Source organism: Micromonospora sp. NBC_00858 (assembly GCF_045207365.1).
Taxonomy (GTDB): domain Bacteria; phylum Actinomycetota; class Actinomycetes; order Mycobacteriales; family Micromonosporaceae; genus Micromonospora.
The window spans coordinates 63,478-79,600 of sequence record NZ_CP108828.1 but is presented as its reverse complement, the minus strand read 5'-3'; the positions used below and the strand labels follow the sequence as shown (position 1 = coordinate 79,600).

The window sequence follows — 16,123 nt, the reverse complement described above, 5'->3', positions numbered from 1 at the left end:
TAGTGTGCCCGGCATGACCTCTCCCGACGTCCTCGTGCGGGTCGCCACGGCCCGCGGGGTGACCACCCTCACCCTGGACAGCCCGCACAACCGCAACGCACTCTCCACAGCCCTGATGACCCAGCTGCTGGGCGGGCTGGCCGACGCGGTCGCCGACGAGGCGGTCCGGGTGATCGTGCTGGACCACACCGGCCCGGTCTTCTGCTCGGGTGCGGACCTGAAGGAGACCGCCTTGGCGTACGCCAGCGGGACGGTGCCGGCCGGGATGCTGGGCGAGGTGCTCGCCGCGCTCTGGGAGTGCCCCAAGCCGGTGCTGGCCCGGGTGGCGGGGCCGGCGCGGGCCGGTGGGTTGGGCCTGATCGCCGCCGCCGACCTGGCGGTCTGCGCCGACGAGGCGACGTTCGCCTTCACCGAGGTGCGGATCGGGGTGATCCCCGCGGTCATCTCGGCGACCGTGCTGCCCCGGCTGCACCCGCGCGCCGCCGCCGAGCTGTACCTGACCGGGGACACCTTCGACGGCCGGCGGGCCGCCGAGATCGGCCTGGTCACCGCCGCCGTCCCGGCGGACGGGCTGGACGCGGCGATACGTCGGTACTGCGACTCGCTGGTGCGCGGCGCGCCCGGCGCGCTGGCCGGCGCGAAGGACCTGCTGCGCCGGCCGGGCACCGCCGAGCTGCGCGGCGAACTGGCCCGGCTGTCGGCGCTGTCGACGGGCTACTTCCTCGGCGACGAGGGACGCGAAGGGGTCACCGCGTTCCGGGAGAAGCGGGACGCCAGCTGGGTACCCGCCGCGGATTAGCCGGTTTGTCCTGCCGACGGCGGGGAACGTCACTCTGGCCTTCCCCGCTCCCCTCGGGCGTGAACCGGTCGGACGACCCGGACGACGCCATCGGGGACGTACGCTTGGCGGACTGTCGATCTGGGGGTGTGGGTGCGAACTCGTGCAGCCGTGGCGGGCGGGGTGGTTCTCATCCTCGTCGCCGTGATCGCAGTCTGGCTCGTCGTGCGGCAGGTCGGGGACCGTCTGCAGCTACCACTGGCGACCCGGAAATGCACGGTCCAAGCCGACGGCCGGGTCGCCCTGGACGCCGACCAGATGGCCAACGCGGCGACCATCGCGGCGATCGGCGCACAGCGCGGGATGCCGGAGCGGGCCGTGGTGGTCGCGCTGGCCACCGCGTACCAGGAGTCCGGGCTACGCAACCTCGCCGATGGCGACCGTGACTCGGTCGGCCTGTTCCAGCAACGTCCGAGCCAGGGCTGGGGCACCCCGACACAGATCCGCGACCCGCGCTACGCGGCGAACCGGTTCTACGCGGCACTGAAGAAGGTGCGCGGCTGGGAGAAGATGCGGGTCACCGACGCCGCCCAGCGGGTGCAGCGCTCGGCGTTCCCCGAGGCGTACCAGAAGTGGGCCGACGACTCCGAGGTGCTCAGCCGGGCGCTACTGGGCGACGTCACCGGGGCGGTCGCCTGCACGGTGGGGCGTACCCCGGTGATGCGCGGCGCGGCGGCGGCCGCCCAACTGACCCGCAACCTGGTGCTGGACTGGGGGTTGTCGGGCACGGACACCGCAGGCCAGACCGGGCTGGCGGTGACCGCGGGCGACCAGCGCGACGGCTGGCGGTACGCGCACTGGCTGGTCTCGCACGCCCAGGACCACGGGGTGAAGCGGGTCCGCTTCGGCGACCTGGAGTGGACCGCCCGGGACGGCACCTGGGGGCGGGTGACCGGCGAGCAGAGCGCGGCCGGTCAGGTGGTGGCCGAGGTGTTCGCCGAGGGGTGAGCGGCCCGGATCTCTTAACCGGCAGTCACCGCACAATCGGACAACGGCCAACAAACGCCGCTATTTATCGCGAAAATCTGACTCTACGGAGTGGCTCCGCTGCGCATGGTCCGGCTGAGGTCCATTCCTGTCATGCGCACTCCCCGCTGCCAAGGTGATCGCGTTACGATCGGCGGCCTGTGCCAGAAATGGTTTCACCTCATGGGGAGGGGTACGACGCGGTGTTCGATTACGGCGACCGGACCGGCTACGAACCGATCAGCGACACTGACCGCAAGGAGTTTCACGAGCAGGGCTTCCTCCTGCTGCGCAACGTCCTGACGGAGGACCACCGGGCGGCGCTGGAGGCGGCGGTCGACCGCGTCTACGCGGAGGAGCAGGCAAAGGGCACCACCAAGAAGGACGGCACCCTGCACCTGCTGGGCTTCCTGGAGCGCGACGAGCTCTTCGGTGAGCTGCTCACCCACCCGATCGCCTTCCCGTACATGTGGGGGCTGGCCGGCTGGAACATCTACACCCACCACAACCACCTGGACGTCACTCCGCCGGCCGCCGAGCCGGAGAAGCCGTACTGGGGTTGGCACCAGGACGGGTACCGGCAGAACTCCGACCCGGAGACGATGGACCCGAACCTGCCCCGGCCGATGTTCTCGCTGAAGGTCGCGTACGTGCTCTCCGACCTCTCCGAGACCGGCCGCGGCGCCACCAAGGTCATCCCGGGCAGCCACCTGTGGAACTCGCTGGACCGGCCCAAGGACCTCAGCGTGCACAACCCCGACCCGGAGGGCACGGTGGAGATCACCGCCAAGCCGGGCGACGCCTTCATCTTCGACCGCCGGCAGTGGCACTCCCGGTCGACGAACCTGTCGACCATCACCCGCAAGATGCTCTTCGTGGGCTACACCTACCGGTGGATCCGCCCGCTGGACGAGCTGCACCCGGACCTGAACGGCGAGTGGTACCGCAACCGCACGCCGGTGCAGCGCCAGTTGATCGGTGAGGGCACCCACACCGCCAACTACTGGGGCATCAACTGGGACGGGTACGTCGACGACGAGATCCCGCTGCGCAAGGAGCTCAAGGAGCGCGGCCTGCTGGACCGCAACATCCCCTGGCTTCGCTGAGTCGTTAGCCGAGAGCCCCTGACATCGCCGATGTCGGGGGCTCTCGCGCATCCGCCGCCCGGCCGGCCCTTCGGCGCGGCCGGCCCGCGGTTAGGACGCTTCGCGGAGGCGCAGGTCGGCCAGCCACACCTCGGCCAGGTCGCTGAGCGCGACGCCGAGGACCTCGCTGAGGCAGACCACCGTGCCGAACGCGGGTGCCGGGAGCCGGCCCACCTCGATCTTGCGCAGCGTCTCCGGTGAGATGCCGGCCGCCAAGGCCACCTCGACGGGGCTGCGACCACCTCGGGCGACCCGAAGCGCCGCCCCGAGACGTTGCCCCGCTGCGATCTGTTCAGGTGTGAGCGGTGGGCGAACCATGTCAGCAGGATAGATCCGCCTTCTCGGACCGGCAACGCCCACCGGCCGGCGCGCCGACCAGCGTGGTATAAATATACCGCCACGAAGAGGGAAGGGTTGATCGTGATCGAGCTTAAGTCCCCTGAGGAGATCGAACGGATGGCCGTGACCGGCCAGTTCGTCGGCGAGCTGCTGGCGGAGCTGCGGGAGGTCGCCGCCGTCGGGGTCAACCTGATGGACCTCGAGCACCACGCCCGTCGCCGGATCAAGGAGCGTGGCGCCGAGTCCTGCTACTGGGACTACACACCGTCGTTCGGTCGCGGCCCGTTCCGCAACGTCCTGTGCCTCTCGGTCAACGACGCCGTGCTGCACGGCCTGCCGCACAACTACGCCCTGCGCGACGGTGACCTGCTGAGCATCGACATGGCGGTCGGGATCGACGGCTGGGTCGCCGACTCCGCACTGTCCGCCGTCATCGGCACCCCCTCCCCGGATGACCTGAAGCTGATCGAGGCCACCGAGGCCGCGCTGGAGGCCGGGATCGACGCCGCACGGCTGGGCAATCAGCTCGGCGACATCTCCGCCGCCATCGGCGAGGTCGCCCGCCGCTACGGCTACCAGGTCAACGCCGAATTCGGCGGGCACGGCATCGGCCGCACCATGCACGAGGCCCCACACGTGGCCAACGACGGCCGCCCCGGCCGGGGCATGAAGCTCAAGCCCGGCCTGACGATCGCGATCGAGCCGTGGTTCTGCCACAGCACCGACAAGATCAAATATGACAAGGACGGGTGGACGATCCGGTCCGCGGACGGCTCGCGCACGGCCCACTCCGAGCACACCGTCGCGATCACCAAGGCCGGCCCCCAGGTGCTGACCCCCCGCCCCGGGCACGACACGAGGCAGGGCACCCGCAGCGGGCAGTCGGCCGCGACGTCCTGACGAGCGCCGCTTCGGGACGTGCGCGGTCGGACGGAGCAAGGGTGTAGCGCCCCGAGGACAGCCAAGTGTCAGGCGCGGTCGGTGGTCGGTCAGGCGCGGCTGGCGAGGCGGCGGCGGGCCTTCTCCCTGATCGCCACCGGCAGGTCCTCCGCGTCGAGCAGCCGGGGCAGCAACTCCGGCTCCAGGCTGGTCGCCCGGAACACCTCGCCGATGGTCACCCCGTGCGCCGGCCGCTCCACGACCTCGACCGGGTCACCGGCACCCACCTCGCCCTCGCGCAGCACCCGCAGGTACGCCCCCGGGGTGGCACGCACGGTGAAGCGCCGGATCAGGTCGGGCATCCCCCAGAAGCCGGCGAACGTGGTGCAGGGGGTACGCGGCATGGTCACCTGGAGCACCGCCGTGCCGATCGCCCACTGCTCGCCGATCACCGCCCCGGTCACGTCGACCGCGTAGGTGGTCAGGTTCTCGCCGAAGCCGCCGGGCCGGACGGCGCGGCCGATCTCCGCGGACCACCACGCGGCGTCCTCCTCGGCGTACGCGTAGACGGCCTTGTCCGGCCCGCCGTGGTGGGCGCGCTCGGCGATGAAGTCGCCGACCAGGCCACCGGCGAGCAGCGGCACCGGCCCGTCGACCGGTCGCTTGTCGATGCCGCTGCGACCGCTCGCGTCGCCGGCCCACTCCGCCTCGGTCACCACGCCGAGGTTCACCGCTGCCACCCTGCCCGTCATGACGGTCAGCCTAGTGGCGGCGCTGCGCCCGACGCGCCCGCCGATACCCGCACTCGACGCGGCGTGGCGGCCCAGACGGCCTGGGCCGCACGCGGTCGGTCAGCCCCGACGCTGCCTGCCCTGGTCAGCCCTTGACGGCGCCGGCGACCAGGCCGGAGACCATCCGTCGTTGCACCAGCAGGAAGAAGATGATGACCGGCAGGGTGAACAGGGTGGAGGCGGCCATCACCGGCCCCCAGTTGGTGTCGTCCCGGCCGAAGAAGAAAGTCATCGCCACCGGCAGGGTGTAGCGACCCTGGTCGTTGATGAACGTCAGCGCGAAGATCAGCTCGTTCCACGCGGTGATGAAGGAGAAGATGCTGGTGGCCACCAGGCCGGGCGCCACCAGCGGGAAGAGGATCCGGCGGAAGGTCTGGGCCCGGGTGGCCCCGTCGATGGCCGCCGCCTCCTCCAGTTCCTTGGGCACGGCCGCGACGAAGCCCCGCAGCATCCAGACCGCGAACGGCAGCGAGAAGCCGAGGTACGTGAGGATCAGGCTGGGCAGGGTGTTGTAGAGCCCGAGCCGCTGGATCATCAGGAACAGCGGGATGACCAACGCCTCCAGCGGGATCATCTGCACCACCAGCAGCATGATCAGGAAGCTGGTCCGCAGCTTGAACCGGAACCGGGCGACCGCCGTCGCGGCGAGCAGCGCGACCAGGCCACTGAGCACCACCGTCGAGACCGCCACCAGCGCGCTGTTGAGGAAGAAGTCGAAGAAGCTCACGCCGGGGATGAGGTTGCCGGTCAGGATCTCCCGGTAGTGCGTCAGCGTCGGGTGGGTCGGCACCGGCTGCGGGGTGGCCGAGAAGATCTCGCTGCTCGGCTTCAGCGAGGTGGAGATCATCCAGTAGACGGGGAAGGCCGCGAAGAGCGCGACCAGCAGCCCGGCGGCGTTGAGGGCGACCTTCTTCACTACTCGTCCTCCTGCTTGAGCACCATCCGCACGTAGAAGCCGGTGACCACGAGCAGGATCAGCGTGAGGATCACCGCGATGGCCGCACCGAGGCCGTACTTCGGCGGCGGCGAGAACGCCTCCGCGTAGGAGTAGATGGAGAGCATGAACGTCGGCCGGTCCTGGGTGCCGCCAGCCAGCACGAACTGTTGGGTGAAGACCTTGAAGTCCCAGATGGTGGAGAGCACGATCAGGATCCCGAAGACCGGGCGCAGCAGCGGGAAGGTGATCTTCCAGAACACCCGCCAAGGGCTGGCGCCATCCACCCGGGCCGCCTCGTGCAGCTCGCTCGGCACGCTCTTCAGGCCGGCGAGCACGCTCACCGCGATGAACGGGAACGAGTGCCAGACCACCACCAGGGTGAGGATGGCGAAGAAGAGCAGTGGCGAGTTGAACCAGCCGTAGCCGGTCCAGTCACTGCGGCCGAACAGGCCGTTGGAGAGGCCGTCCGGCAGCGCGTTGAACAGCCAGGTGACCAGGCCGCTCGTGTCGTCGAAGATCCACTTCCAGACGATCGTGCCGGTCAGCGCCGGGGTGGCCCAGGCAAGCATCACGCAGCTGGCCACGAAGGTGGCCATCTTGCGGCCGAGCCGGTTGAGCAGCAGCCCGACCAGGGTGCCGAGAACCATCGTGAGCAGCACGTTGGCCGCGGCGAACAGGACCGTGTTGCGCAGCACGGTCAGGAAGAACGGATCCGAGAGGATCTCGGTGTAGTTGCCCAGCCCCACCCATGGCCACTCCCGGTCGCCGCGCAGTTGCCGGACGCTGTTCAGCCGGTAGAAGGACATCGTCACCACCTGGCCGAGCGGCCAGAGCAGCAGCACACCGATGATCACCAGCGCGGGCAGGAGCAGCAGGTAGGGCAGGCGGTCCACCGGGCGGCGCCGCCGCGCGGGGGTCTCCCGCGCGGCAGCGGCCTCCGGCGCCTCGGTCAGCGTGGTCACTTGGCGTTGAGGATGCTTTCCATCTCACCGGCCGCATCGGCGGTAGCCTTCTCGACCGTCTTCTGACCCTTCATGACCGAGCTGTTCATCGCCTGGGTCACCGTCTTCGTCCGGCTGACCTCCACCCACTTCGGGGTGAGCGGCGTGAGCTTGGTGTTCTGCATGGTGGTGGCGAACGCCGCCATGATCTTGTCGTTGGCGTACGTGTCGCCGGCGACCAGGTCCTGGTAGACCGGGAAGAAGCCGAGGCTGCTCGCGAAGCTCTGCGAGTTCTTCTTGTTCAGCAGCACGGTCAGGTAGTCCCAGGCCAGGTCCTGGCGCTCACTGTCCTTCCAGATCGCCAGGTCCGACCCACCGGCGAAAGCGGGTGCCGCCTTGCCGTCGGGGCCGGGGATCGGGAACGTACCCCAGACCTTCTCGATCTCGGGGTTGTCCTTCTTGATGGCACCCTGCTGCCAGCTACCGGCGAACGCCATCGCGGCCTTGCCGGTGGCGAACTGGGTGCGGGCGTCGATCTCGTTCCAGCCTGCCGCCGCCGGCGGAGCCACCTTGTGCACGGTCACCAGGTCGGTCCAGAACTTGACCGCCCGCTGCGCCTCGGGGGTGGTGTAGCCGGACTTCCAGGTGCCGCCCTGGTTGCTGGCGATCTCACCGCCGGCCCCCCAGAGGAAGGAGTAGAACGGCAGCTCGGAGTTGCCCGGCAACGCGATGCCGTAGGTGCCCGGCTTCTTGGCCTGCACGGCCTTGGCCGCGCTGACCAGCTCGTCCCAGGTCTTCGGCGGCTGCACGCCCGCCTCGGCGAACCAGTCGGTGCGGTAGTAGATGGCCCGGACGCCGGCGTACCAGGGCACGCCGTACTGCTTGCCGTCGAGCTGCGCGTTGCGGACGAGGTCGGGCAGCAGGTCCTTGCCGTCGGTCCAGCCACCCATCCGCCCGCTCACGTCGGCGAGTGCCTCCTGGGCCGCCCAGCCCTGGGTCTCAGTGTTGCCCAGCTCGGTGATGTCCGGTCCCTCACCGCCGGCGAGCGCGGCCTGGAACTTCTTGGGCGCCTCGAGCCACGGGAGGTACTGCACCACCACGTCGGTGTCGGGGTGCTTCTGCCGGAACTCGGTCTCGACTCCGTCGAGGAAGGCGTTCTGCGCGTCGCCGCCCTCGCCCATCATCCAGACCGTGAGCTTGCTGTTGTCGGCCGCGTCGTCATCGGAGCCCCCGCCGCAGCCGGTCAGCACCATCGCGGCCGAGGCCACTACGGCAGTGACCGGGGCCAGCCGCTTCCACCTGTTCACGCCACTTCTCCCCTCGCGCCGCCTGGAACTAACCTTCCACGCCGCACCCTAGTACGAAGAATTCCTTTACGACAGTGGGCGCATCGACGGAGCGAGGCGACCGTACCGCAGCGGATCGGCGAAAGGGACCGTGGCATCAGGCCGAAGTCGGGCACTTCAGCACGAAGAAGCGCCCGGCCGATGGCCGGGCGCTTCTTTCAGTAGTGCGGTGGTCGTAGGTGATGCCAGGTCGTTATCGGGTGACGCTGCGGCGGCGACCCACGCCAGCCACCAACGCGACCGCGATCGCGGCCACCACGACCTGCACCAGCAGCTCGGCCCAGTCGATCCCGCTGGTCTCGGTCGCGATGCCGATGGCCCGCGCCAGCACCGTGCCCAGCAGGGCCGCGCCGACGCCGATCAGCAGGTGCAGCCAGATCGGCATGTTCTGCCGGCCTGGGACGACCAGGCGGCCCAGCGCGCCGACGATGAGACCAACAACGATGGCAGTGATGATGCCCCACACGGTGAGCTCCACGGTCGCCCTCCTTCAAAGAATGTCTGACGCACAACGTGCGCTTCCTGTCGTGACCGCTAAGTGCCCGATCCACCGAAATTCCAAACCGACTTTGTCCACCAGAGGATCACGATCAGGCATACACGGACGTGTTCCACCGGCGACCGCTCTCCCGCGGCAACCGGCCTCTCGGGAGATGCAGCAAGATCCGCGCAACATCGCCGAAAGTGCTGCCTCCCAACGGGTTGAGACAGCACTTTCGGCGAAAGTGCGCGGATCTTGAGGCCATCGCGCGACGCGGTCACCCCGGGCGGCCCGGTGAACGCCGATGGGCGCCCGGCCTGTTGGCCGGGCGCCCATCGGAAGTGCTGCGGTGGTACGAGGTGATGTTGGGGGGTGTTATCGGGTGACGCTGCGGCGGCTACCCACACCTGCCACCAGCGCGACCGCGATGGCCGCCACGACGACCTGCACCAGCAGCTCGCCCCAGTCGATCCCGCTGGTCTCCGTCGCGATGCCGATGGCCCGCGCCAGTACCGTGCCCAGCAGGGCCGCGCCGACGCCGATCAGCATGTGCAGCCACATGGGCATGTTCTGCCGGCCCGGGACGACCAGGCGGCCCAGGGCCCCGATGATGAGACCAACAACAAGCGCAGTGATGATGCCCCACACGGTGAGCTCCACGATCGCCCTCCTTCAAAGAATGTCTGACACACAATGTGTGCTTCCTGTCGTGACCGCTAAGTTCCCGACCCACCTGAAATCCAAACCGACTCACTCGCAACGGAGAGCGGCACACGTCAATGCCGGACGGGTGCGTCGATTGGCACGGGAGCGCGTCCAACCAGGTAGAAGGCCATCTCGTCGGGTCGCCCACCGCACGGCGAGGCGGAGAAAATTTTCTTCACCAGCCGCCAGCCGTCAGCCGTCTGTCGCCAGCGCGCCCTGTCGCGAGCAAGCCCTGCCGCCAGCCGCCAGGCCGTGCTGGCGCTCTGCCCACGACGGGCGGCAGGCAGCGGGCCACCGGGATCCGGACACGGCGACGGCCGGCGCCCCCGGCCGTACGCCTGATCGTGGCGACCGGCCCGGCCGGGGCACCGGCCGTTCTCGTCAGTCAGCGCCGGCGTACCGGCGGTTCTCGTGAGTCAGCGCCGGCGGACCAGCGTCGGGGTCACTTCTTGCCGGCGGCCTTGCCGTCGCCGGAGTCGGAGGAGAGGGCGGCGATGAAGGCCTCCTGCGGCACCTCGACCCGGCCCACCATCTTCATCCGCTTCTTGCCTTCCTTCTGCTTCTCCAGCAGCTTGCGCTTACGGCTGATGTCACCGCCGTAGCACTTGGCGAGCACGTCCTTGCGGATCGCCCGGATGGTCTCCCGGGCGATGACCCGGCTGCCGATGGCCGCCTGGATCGGCACCTCGAACTGCTGGCGCGGGATCAGGGTGCGCAGCTTGGCGGCGATGGTGACGCCGTAGTTGTACGCCTTGTCCTTGTGCACGATGGCGCTGAACGCGTCCACCGGCTCGCCGTGCAGCAGGATGTCCACCTTCACCAGGTCCGACGCCTGCTCGGTGGAGGGCTCGTAGTCCAGCGAGGCGTAGCCCTTGGTCCGGCTCTTCAACTGGTCGAAGAAGTCGTAGATGATCTCCGCGAGGGGCAGCGTGTAGCGCAGCTCGACCCGGTCGGCGGAGAGGTAGTCCATGCCGAGCAGGCTGCCGCGCCGGCCCTGGCACAGCTCCATCACCGCGCCCACGTAGTCGTTGGGCGTCAGCACGGTGGCCCGGACCACCGGCTCGTACACCTCGGCGATCTTGCCGGTCGGGTACTCGCTGGGGTTGGTGACGACGATTTCCTCGCCGTCGTCCGTGATCGCCCGGTAGACCACGTTCGGCGCGGTGGAGATCAGGTCGAGGTTGTACTCGCGCTCCAGCCGCTCCCGGATGATCTCCAGGTGGAGCAGGCCGAGGAAGCCACAGCGGAAGCCGAAGCCGAGCGCCCCGGAGGTCTCCGGCTCGTAGTCCAGCGCGGCGTCGTTGAGCTTGAGCTTGTCCAGCGCCTCACGCAGGTTGGGGTAGTCGGACCCGTCGATCGGATAGAGGCCGGAGTAGACCATCGGCTTCGGGTCCTTGTAGCCACCCAGCGCCTCGGACGCCGGCCGGCTGTTGATGGTGACCGTGTCACCGACCCGGGACTGCCGGACGTCCTTCACGCCGGTGATCAGGTAACCGACCTCGCCGACACCGAGCGCCTCGGCCTTCACCATCTCCGGCGAGATGACGCCGATCTCCAGCAGTTCGTGTACCGCCCCGGTGGACATCATCTTGATCCGGTCCCGGGCGCTGATCCGGCCGTCGATGACCCGCACGTAGGTGACCACGCCGCGGTAGACGTCGTACACCGAGTCGAAGATCATCGCCCGGGCGGGCGCCTCGGCGTCACCGACCGGCGGGATGAACTGCCGGACAATCTCGTCGAGCAGGTACGGAACCCCCTCGCCGGTCTTGCCAGAGACCCGGATGCAGTCGGCAGGGTCGCCGCCGATCAGGTGCGCCAACTCCTCGGCGTACTTCTCCGGCTGGGCGGCCGGCAGGTCGATCTTGTTGAGCACCGGAATGATGCGCAGGTCGTTCTCAAGGGCCAGGTAGAGGTTGGCCAGGGTCTGCGCCTCGATGCCCTGCGCGGCGTCGACCAGCAGCACGGCCCCCTCGCAGGCGGCCAACGACCGGGACACCTCGTAGGTGAAGTCGACGTGCCCCGGGGTGTCGATCATGTTGAGCACCGCGTGCTCGCCGGTCCGCTCGCCCTCGCGGATGGTCCACGGCATCCGGACGGCCTGACTCTTGATGGTGATGCCGCGCTCGCGCTCGATGTCCATCCGGTCCAGATACTGGGCGCGCATCTGCCGGGGGTCGACCACACCGGTGAGCTGCAACATCCGGTCGGCCAGGGTCGACTTCCCGTGATCGATGTGGGCGATGATGCCGAAGTTCCGGATGCGACCGGGGTCGGTGGCACCAGGAGCGTTCGCGCCGGGATCGAGCTTCGGTGGCACAGCGGTCCGTTCTGGTCGGCTGACGTGAGCAGGCCGGCGCGCCGCCGACCCCCTCTATGCTCCCACGCCGCCGGGGTGCGTCCGCTGCGCGGGCGATCCTCCCTACCCCGCGACCCCGGCACTGGGCGCCGAACCGCCCAACACCTCACTCCATCGGTGGCTCAACGAAGAGCGCGGCCAGCCGGGGCAGCCGGCGGCGGGCCTCCTCCTCGTCGTCGAAGTCCCAGAAGTCGTTGAGGTCCGGCGCGCGCACCGGCTCCCGGTCCGCCGGCAGTTCCGCCGCGGTGGCCTTGCGGTACGCGTCCCAGGGCACCGCCAACATGTGCTCGGCGGAGAACTCCTCGCCGCTGAGCGAGGCGGCCCGCACCTGGGGCAGCTCGGCCAGCGAGTCCGGGTCGGTGACCGCGCGGGCGAAGACCGCCCGGCCCTGGGTCATCAGCCAGCCCCGGAAGTGCTCGAAGCCGTCCGCCGAGGCACCCCCGTTGATCAGGTACGCCGCTCCCCAGAGATCCGCCTTGTGCGAGGCGGCCAGCACCCGCGTCTGGTGCCGGGCGTATCCGACGATGTCCTCCGGGTCACGCTCGGCGAGCAGCGCGACAGCCCGCGCGGCGACCGGACCCGGTTCTCCCCCACCGCCGGCACGGGCCTGGTCGATCAGCTGCCAGAAGTCCTCGGTCCTCATGGCTTGGCAGTCTCGCAGTGTCGCCGCACGCCGCGCACGTACCCCGGGGCAGCATGGTGGGGTGTCGTCCCCCACGCCGTTGCCTCCGGTCCCGTACCACGCGAGTGCGCTGCGCCCGTCGTGGCCGTCGTTGCCGGCGGCGCTGCGGGACGCGATCGCCGACCGGCTCGGCGCGCCGGTGGTCACCGCCCGGGTCGCCGGCGCGGGCTTCACCCGGGGCTTCGCCGCCGTGCTCGGCACCGCCGATGGCGGCCGGGTCTTCGTCAAGGCCGCACCCGCCGCCGAGCAACCGCACCTGGTCGACTGGTACGCCCGGGAGGCCGCGATCCTCGACCGGCTGCCGGCCGGCCTGCCGGCGCCCCGCCCCCGGTGGACGCTGTCCGAGGCCGGCTGGTTCGTGCTGTGCACCGACGCCGTCGACGGCCACACGCCGCAGCTGCCCTGGGTGCCGGCCGAGCTGGACGCCACGCTCACCGGGTACGCCGAGGTCGCCGCCGCGCTGTCCGACCCGCCGGTCGAGCTGACCGCGCTCGGCCTGCCGCACCTGGCCGACCTGGCCCGGTCGGACATCCTCTGGTGGGAGGAGGTCGCGGCCGGTCGGGAGCCGTCGCCGGTGCTGCCGCCGCCCCTGCGGGACCGGCTGCCCGAGCTGGTGGCGCTGGAGTCCCGCCTCCCCCGGTACGCCGCCGGTGTGACCGGCCTGATCCACGGCGACCTGCGGGTGGACAACGTGCTCATAGGTACGGACGGCCGGGCCTGGTTCTGCGACTGGACCTGGGTCTGCCACGGGCCGGCCTGGTTCGATCTGGCCGGCCTGCTGATCACCGCGTACGCCGGCGGCCTGGACGCGGACCGCCTCTTCGCCGCGCACCCGGTGACCGCGGGCGCACCCCCGGACGCGCTGGACGCCACCCTGGCCGCATTGGCCGGCTACTACCTCACCGGCGCCGCGGCAGCGCCGGTGACGGCCTCGCCGCATCTGCCCGCGCACCAGCGGTGGAGTGGCGAGCAGGCACTCGACTGGCTCGCCCACCGCCAGGGCTGGCGGTGACCGGCCGGGGCGTAAACTTGTCCTCGATGGGCCGGGTGATCGACGCGTTCGGCCGCGCGGTGGCCGGCCGTTTTGGCTCGTCCCGGGCGACCTGGTAACCTGGCTCTTCGCGCAGCGATGACGCATGTTCGTCATCCCGCGCATAAGCTGACCAACCCGAGCTATCAAGACGAGGCTGTCGCGTGGCGAACATCAAGTCCCAGATCAAGCGCAACCGGCAGAACGAGAAGGCCCGGCTGCGCAACAAGTCGGTCAAGTCGTCGCTGAAGACCGCCGTCCGGAAGTTCAACGAGGCTGCTGAGGCCGGTGACGTCGAGAAGGCCACCGCGCTGATGCAGGACGCCTCGCGCAAGCTGGACAAGGCCGTCAGCAAGGGCGTGATCCACTCCAACCAGGCCGCGAACCGCAAGTCCGCGATCGCCAAGCGCGTGGTGGCTCTCTCCGCCTGACGACTCACCGTCAGACCTATTCGGAAAGCCCCGGACTCCGGTCCGGGGCTTCCGTGTGTCCAGCCTCGGTCGCTGGCGTCGGTCGGTCCGCCCGGTCCGGGCGAACAGGCCGCGCCGGATCGGCGTCGATCACCACGCCGGTGACGCTGTGCGAGATCCACTCCACCCGGGCCCGGCCGACAACCGGCTCCATCTGGCGGCGGAAGCGATCCCGTTCCTGCTCGGGCACGAGCGCGGCGGAGCGGACCACGATCGCGGCCACCATGTCGTTGAGTTTGACCATCACCGCCACCACGGCCGGCAGCACCAGCACGGACCACCAGGTGACCAGCTCGGCGAGGGCGAGCAGTGCGGCCAGCGCGATGGTGCCCTCGAAGAAGAGAAAGCAGAGCACCCCGCCGGGGTTGACGAACCGCAGGTTGAGGAGCCGGGCGTAGAGCGGCCGGTAACGCTCCTCATCGGCGGGGATGGTGGCCCACGCCGTACGGTTCGGCCCGGTCACCGGCCGCTGCCCTGCCGGGCTGCCGCGACCGAAAAGACGGCACGCTCCAGGGCGTACGCCCGGTCGTCCGAGCCGCCCTTGACGGCCGCGTTGCACTCGGCGGCGACCTGCATGGCCCGGACCAGGCCCTCAGGCGTCCAGCCGCGCCCCTGTCGCTGCGCCCGCTCGATCTTCCAGGCCGGCATGCCGAGGCTGCTGGCGAGCTGGTACGGGTTGCCCCGCCCGGCCGACGCGACCCGGGCCACCGTGCGCACCCCGTCGGCCAGGGCGTCGGCGATGGGCACCGGGTCGACCCCAACGTGCAGGGCCCAGCGCAGCGCCTCCAAAGCCGCCGGCACGTCGCCGACCATGGTGGCGTCCGCCACCGTGAAGCCGGTCACCTCGACCCGACCCCGGTAGTAGCGGGAGACGGTGTCGGCGCTGATCCGCCCGTCGGTGTCGGCGATCAGTTGGGAGCAGGCGGCGGCCAGCTCGCGCAGGTCGTTGCCGACCGCCGCGATCAGCGCCTCGGCGGCGTCGTCGGTGCATTTGCCACCGGCCCGACGAATCTCGTCGCGGACGAAGGCCACCCGCTCGCGGTGCCCCTTGAGCTTCGCCGCCGGGACCACCGTCGCGCCCGCCGCCCGCAGCCCGTCGGCGAATGCCTTGCCCTTGGCAGCGCCCAGATGCAGCACCAGCAGCTGAACCTCCGGGTCGGGGTTCTTCGCGTACGCGAGCAGCGCGGTGACCAGGTCCTTGCGGGCATCCTGGCCGGAGCGCAGGATGAGCAGCCGCCGCCCGCCGAACAGCGACGGGCTGAGCATCTCGGCGATCTCGCCGACGGTGAGCGCGCTCGCCTGGTACTCGCGGACGTCCACCTCGGGGTCGACGCTGCGGACCCTCGCGATCGCTTCGGTCACGGCGCGCGTGGCGAGCAGTTCCTCATCGCCGAGGACGAGCAGAATGGGGGCGAGGCTGGCGGGGGTCACGCCGCCCATATTCGCACGGCCCACGGTGGGATCGTGCCTGGTCATTCGCCGCTCAGTCGGCGTAGCCCGCACTCAGTGCAAATCCCGACATTTATCGCATTTCATTATCTAATGCATAAGACGGCAGACGTGAACGGCAACAGCACCAGCGAGCGCTGATGTCGAGGCCATGTCGTGCGTAGCGTCCGATGCACTGAAGTGCTTCGATTACCCGGGTGAGAAACGCATCCCGGCTCTCGATCGCGGCGGCCATCGCAGTCGGCACGGCGGGCTACTTCGTTCCGACGCCGTGGTCTGTCGTCGCGGTCGCGCTCGACCTCCTCCTGCTGTCGACGGCTGTACTCCTCACCAGGGTCGGACGCCGTGCGAACGTCGTCGAACCCGGACGCAGCGCGAACATCGTCGAAGCGAGAAGGTTGGAGGACGTCCCTCCGATCGGCCAGCGCCCCGGCCATGTTGGCGAGCACGACCAGGGGACGAGCGAGACCCGGCCGGGCGACGGAGATATCCGGGTGGGGAGCGCTCCGTGGCGCGGCACCACCGCACCGCCGCCCCCACCTCCGCTGGACGACCTGCCTGAGCCATGGTTCCCACCAACCACCGATGCGCCGCCGTCGTATCCGCACCAGACCGGGCCGGCACCATGGGGGAGACCGTCAGAACGGCCGGCCGCACGGCCGGGCGAGGCAGGCCCCCGATTCCGTGCGTCGCAGGCACGCGACTCCCACTCGGCGACCAGCCGGGTCCGGCGACCGGAGGCGCCCGCGTCGAACCTTTCCACGC

The 16,123-nt window shown here is 70.1% G+C and carries 17 protein-coding genes; 6 read left to right on the top strand and 11 right to left on the bottom strand.

The window, feature by feature from the left end; translation table 11 throughout:
* Positions 1–13 precede the first annotated feature (13 nt).
* From OG990_RS00395 to OG990_RS00385, 3 genes are all read left to right on the top strand, one after another.
* Positions 14–799 (top strand): enoyl-CoA hydratase-related protein, encoded by a 786-nt coding sequence (locus OG990_RS00395; RefSeq protein WP_386984477.1) that lies wholly within the window; start codon positions 14–16, stop codon positions 797–799.
* 132 nt (positions 800–931) lie between these two features.
* Complete coding sequence (locus OG990_RS00390; protein ID WP_406078572.1) at positions 932–1,786, top strand: hypothetical protein; 855 nt, start codon at positions 932–934, stop codon at positions 1,784–1,786.
* Between the two features lie 221 nt (positions 1,787–2,007).
* Complete coding sequence (locus OG990_RS00385; RefSeq protein ID WP_386984481.1) at positions 2,008–2,910, top strand: phytanoyl-CoA dioxygenase family protein; 903 nt, start codon at positions 2,008–2,010, stop codon at positions 2,908–2,910.
* Between the two features lie 90 nt (positions 2,911–3,000).
* Here OG990_RS00385 and OG990_RS00380 read toward each other — a convergent pair whose 3' ends face one another.
* Complete coding sequence (locus tag OG990_RS00380) at positions 3,001–3,267, bottom strand: helix-turn-helix transcriptional regulator (RefSeq protein ID WP_355609080.1); 267 nt, start codon at positions 3,265–3,267, stop codon at positions 3,001–3,003.
* 102 nt (positions 3,268–3,369) lie between these two features.
* Here OG990_RS00380 and map point away from each other — a divergent pair, with 102 nt between their 5' ends.
* Positions 3,370–4,188: a type I methionyl aminopeptidase gene (gene map / locus OG990_RS00375; protein WP_386984483.1), complete on the top strand. Its 819-nt coding sequence runs from the start codon at positions 3,370–3,372 to the stop codon at positions 4,186–4,188.
* A gap of 89 nt (positions 4,189–4,277) precedes the next feature.
* Here map and OG990_RS00370 read toward each other — a convergent pair whose 3' ends face one another.
* The 8 genes from OG990_RS00370 to OG990_RS00335 form a co-directional block, all read right to left on the bottom strand.
* Positions 4,278–4,919, bottom strand: coding sequence for an MOSC domain-containing protein (locus tag OG990_RS00370; RefSeq protein ID WP_355609083.1), 642 nt, complete (start codon positions 4,917–4,919; stop codon positions 4,278–4,280).
* Between the two features lie 124 nt (positions 4,920–5,043).
* Positions 5,044–5,874, bottom strand: a complete 831-nt coding sequence (locus OG990_RS00365; protein WP_328419360.1) for a carbohydrate ABC transporter permease — start codon at positions 5,872–5,874, stop codon at positions 5,044–5,046.
* Complete coding sequence (locus tag OG990_RS00360; RefSeq protein WP_328419362.1) at positions 5,874–6,857, bottom strand: sugar ABC transporter permease; 984 nt, start codon at positions 6,855–6,857, stop codon at positions 5,874–5,876. The genes OG990_RS00365 and OG990_RS00360 overlap by 1 nt, the downstream gene beginning before the upstream one ends.
* Positions 6,854–8,143 carry a sugar ABC transporter substrate-binding protein gene (locus tag OG990_RS00355; protein WP_328419364.1) on the bottom strand — a complete coding sequence of 430 codons (1,290 nt, stop codon included), beginning with the start codon at positions 8,141–8,143 and terminating at the stop codon, positions 6,854–6,856. The genes OG990_RS00360 and OG990_RS00355 overlap by 4 nt, the downstream gene beginning before the upstream one ends.
* Positions 8,144–8,375: 232 nt before the next feature.
* Positions 8,376–8,660, bottom strand: a complete 285-nt coding sequence (locus OG990_RS00350) for a GlsB/YeaQ/YmgE family stress response membrane protein (RefSeq protein ID WP_091410004.1) — start codon at positions 8,658–8,660, stop codon at positions 8,376–8,378.
* Positions 8,661–9,038: 378 nt separating this feature from the next.
* The gene (locus OG990_RS00345; RefSeq protein WP_328419366.1) at positions 9,039–9,323 is read right to left on the bottom strand and encodes a GlsB/YeaQ/YmgE family stress response membrane protein; all 285 of its coding nucleotides are present in this window, start codon (positions 9,321–9,323) and stop codon (positions 9,039–9,041) included.
* Positions 9,324–9,810: 487 nt separating this feature from the next.
* On the bottom strand, positions 9,811–11,688 hold the full coding sequence (lepA, locus tag OG990_RS00340) for a translation elongation factor 4 (RefSeq protein ID WP_328419368.1): 1,878 nt from the start codon (positions 11,686–11,688) through the stop codon (positions 9,811–9,813).
* Between the two features lie 145 nt (positions 11,689–11,833).
* The gene (locus tag OG990_RS00335) at positions 11,834–12,370 is read right to left on the bottom strand and encodes a DUF4240 domain-containing protein (protein WP_328419370.1); all 537 of its coding nucleotides are present in this window, start codon (positions 12,368–12,370) and stop codon (positions 11,834–11,836) included.
* A 61-nt stretch (positions 12,371–12,431) separates the two neighbouring features.
* Between OG990_RS00335 and OG990_RS00330 the strand changes: the two genes are divergently transcribed.
* Together OG990_RS00330 and rpsT are read left to right on the top strand one after the other, a co-directional pair.
* Positions 12,432–13,421: a phosphotransferase family protein gene (locus OG990_RS00330; RefSeq protein WP_406078568.1), complete on the top strand. Its 990-nt coding sequence runs from the start codon at positions 12,432–12,434 to the stop codon at positions 13,419–13,421.
* Positions 13,422–13,603: 182 nt separating this feature from the next.
* Positions 13,604–13,870 carry a 30S ribosomal protein S20 gene (gene rpsT / locus OG990_RS00325; protein WP_109818418.1) on the top strand — a complete coding sequence of 89 codons (267 nt, stop codon included), beginning with the start codon at positions 13,604–13,606 and terminating at the stop codon, positions 13,868–13,870.
* 16 nt (positions 13,871–13,886) lie between these two features.
* Here the strand turns inward: rpsT and OG990_RS00320 are convergent, their stop codons facing one another.
* Together OG990_RS00320 and holA are read right to left on the bottom strand one after the other, a co-directional pair.
* Entirely contained in the window at positions 13,887–14,372 is a 486-nt protein-coding gene (locus tag OG990_RS00320; protein ID WP_386984496.1) for a hypothetical protein, read from the bottom strand.
* Positions 14,369–15,349 carry a DNA polymerase III subunit delta gene (gene holA / locus OG990_RS00315; protein WP_386984701.1) on the bottom strand — a complete coding sequence of 327 codons (981 nt, stop codon included), beginning with the start codon at positions 15,347–15,349 and terminating at the stop codon, positions 14,369–14,371. The genes OG990_RS00320 and holA overlap by 4 nt, the downstream gene beginning before the upstream one ends.
* Positions 15,350–16,123: the final 774 nt, after the last annotated feature.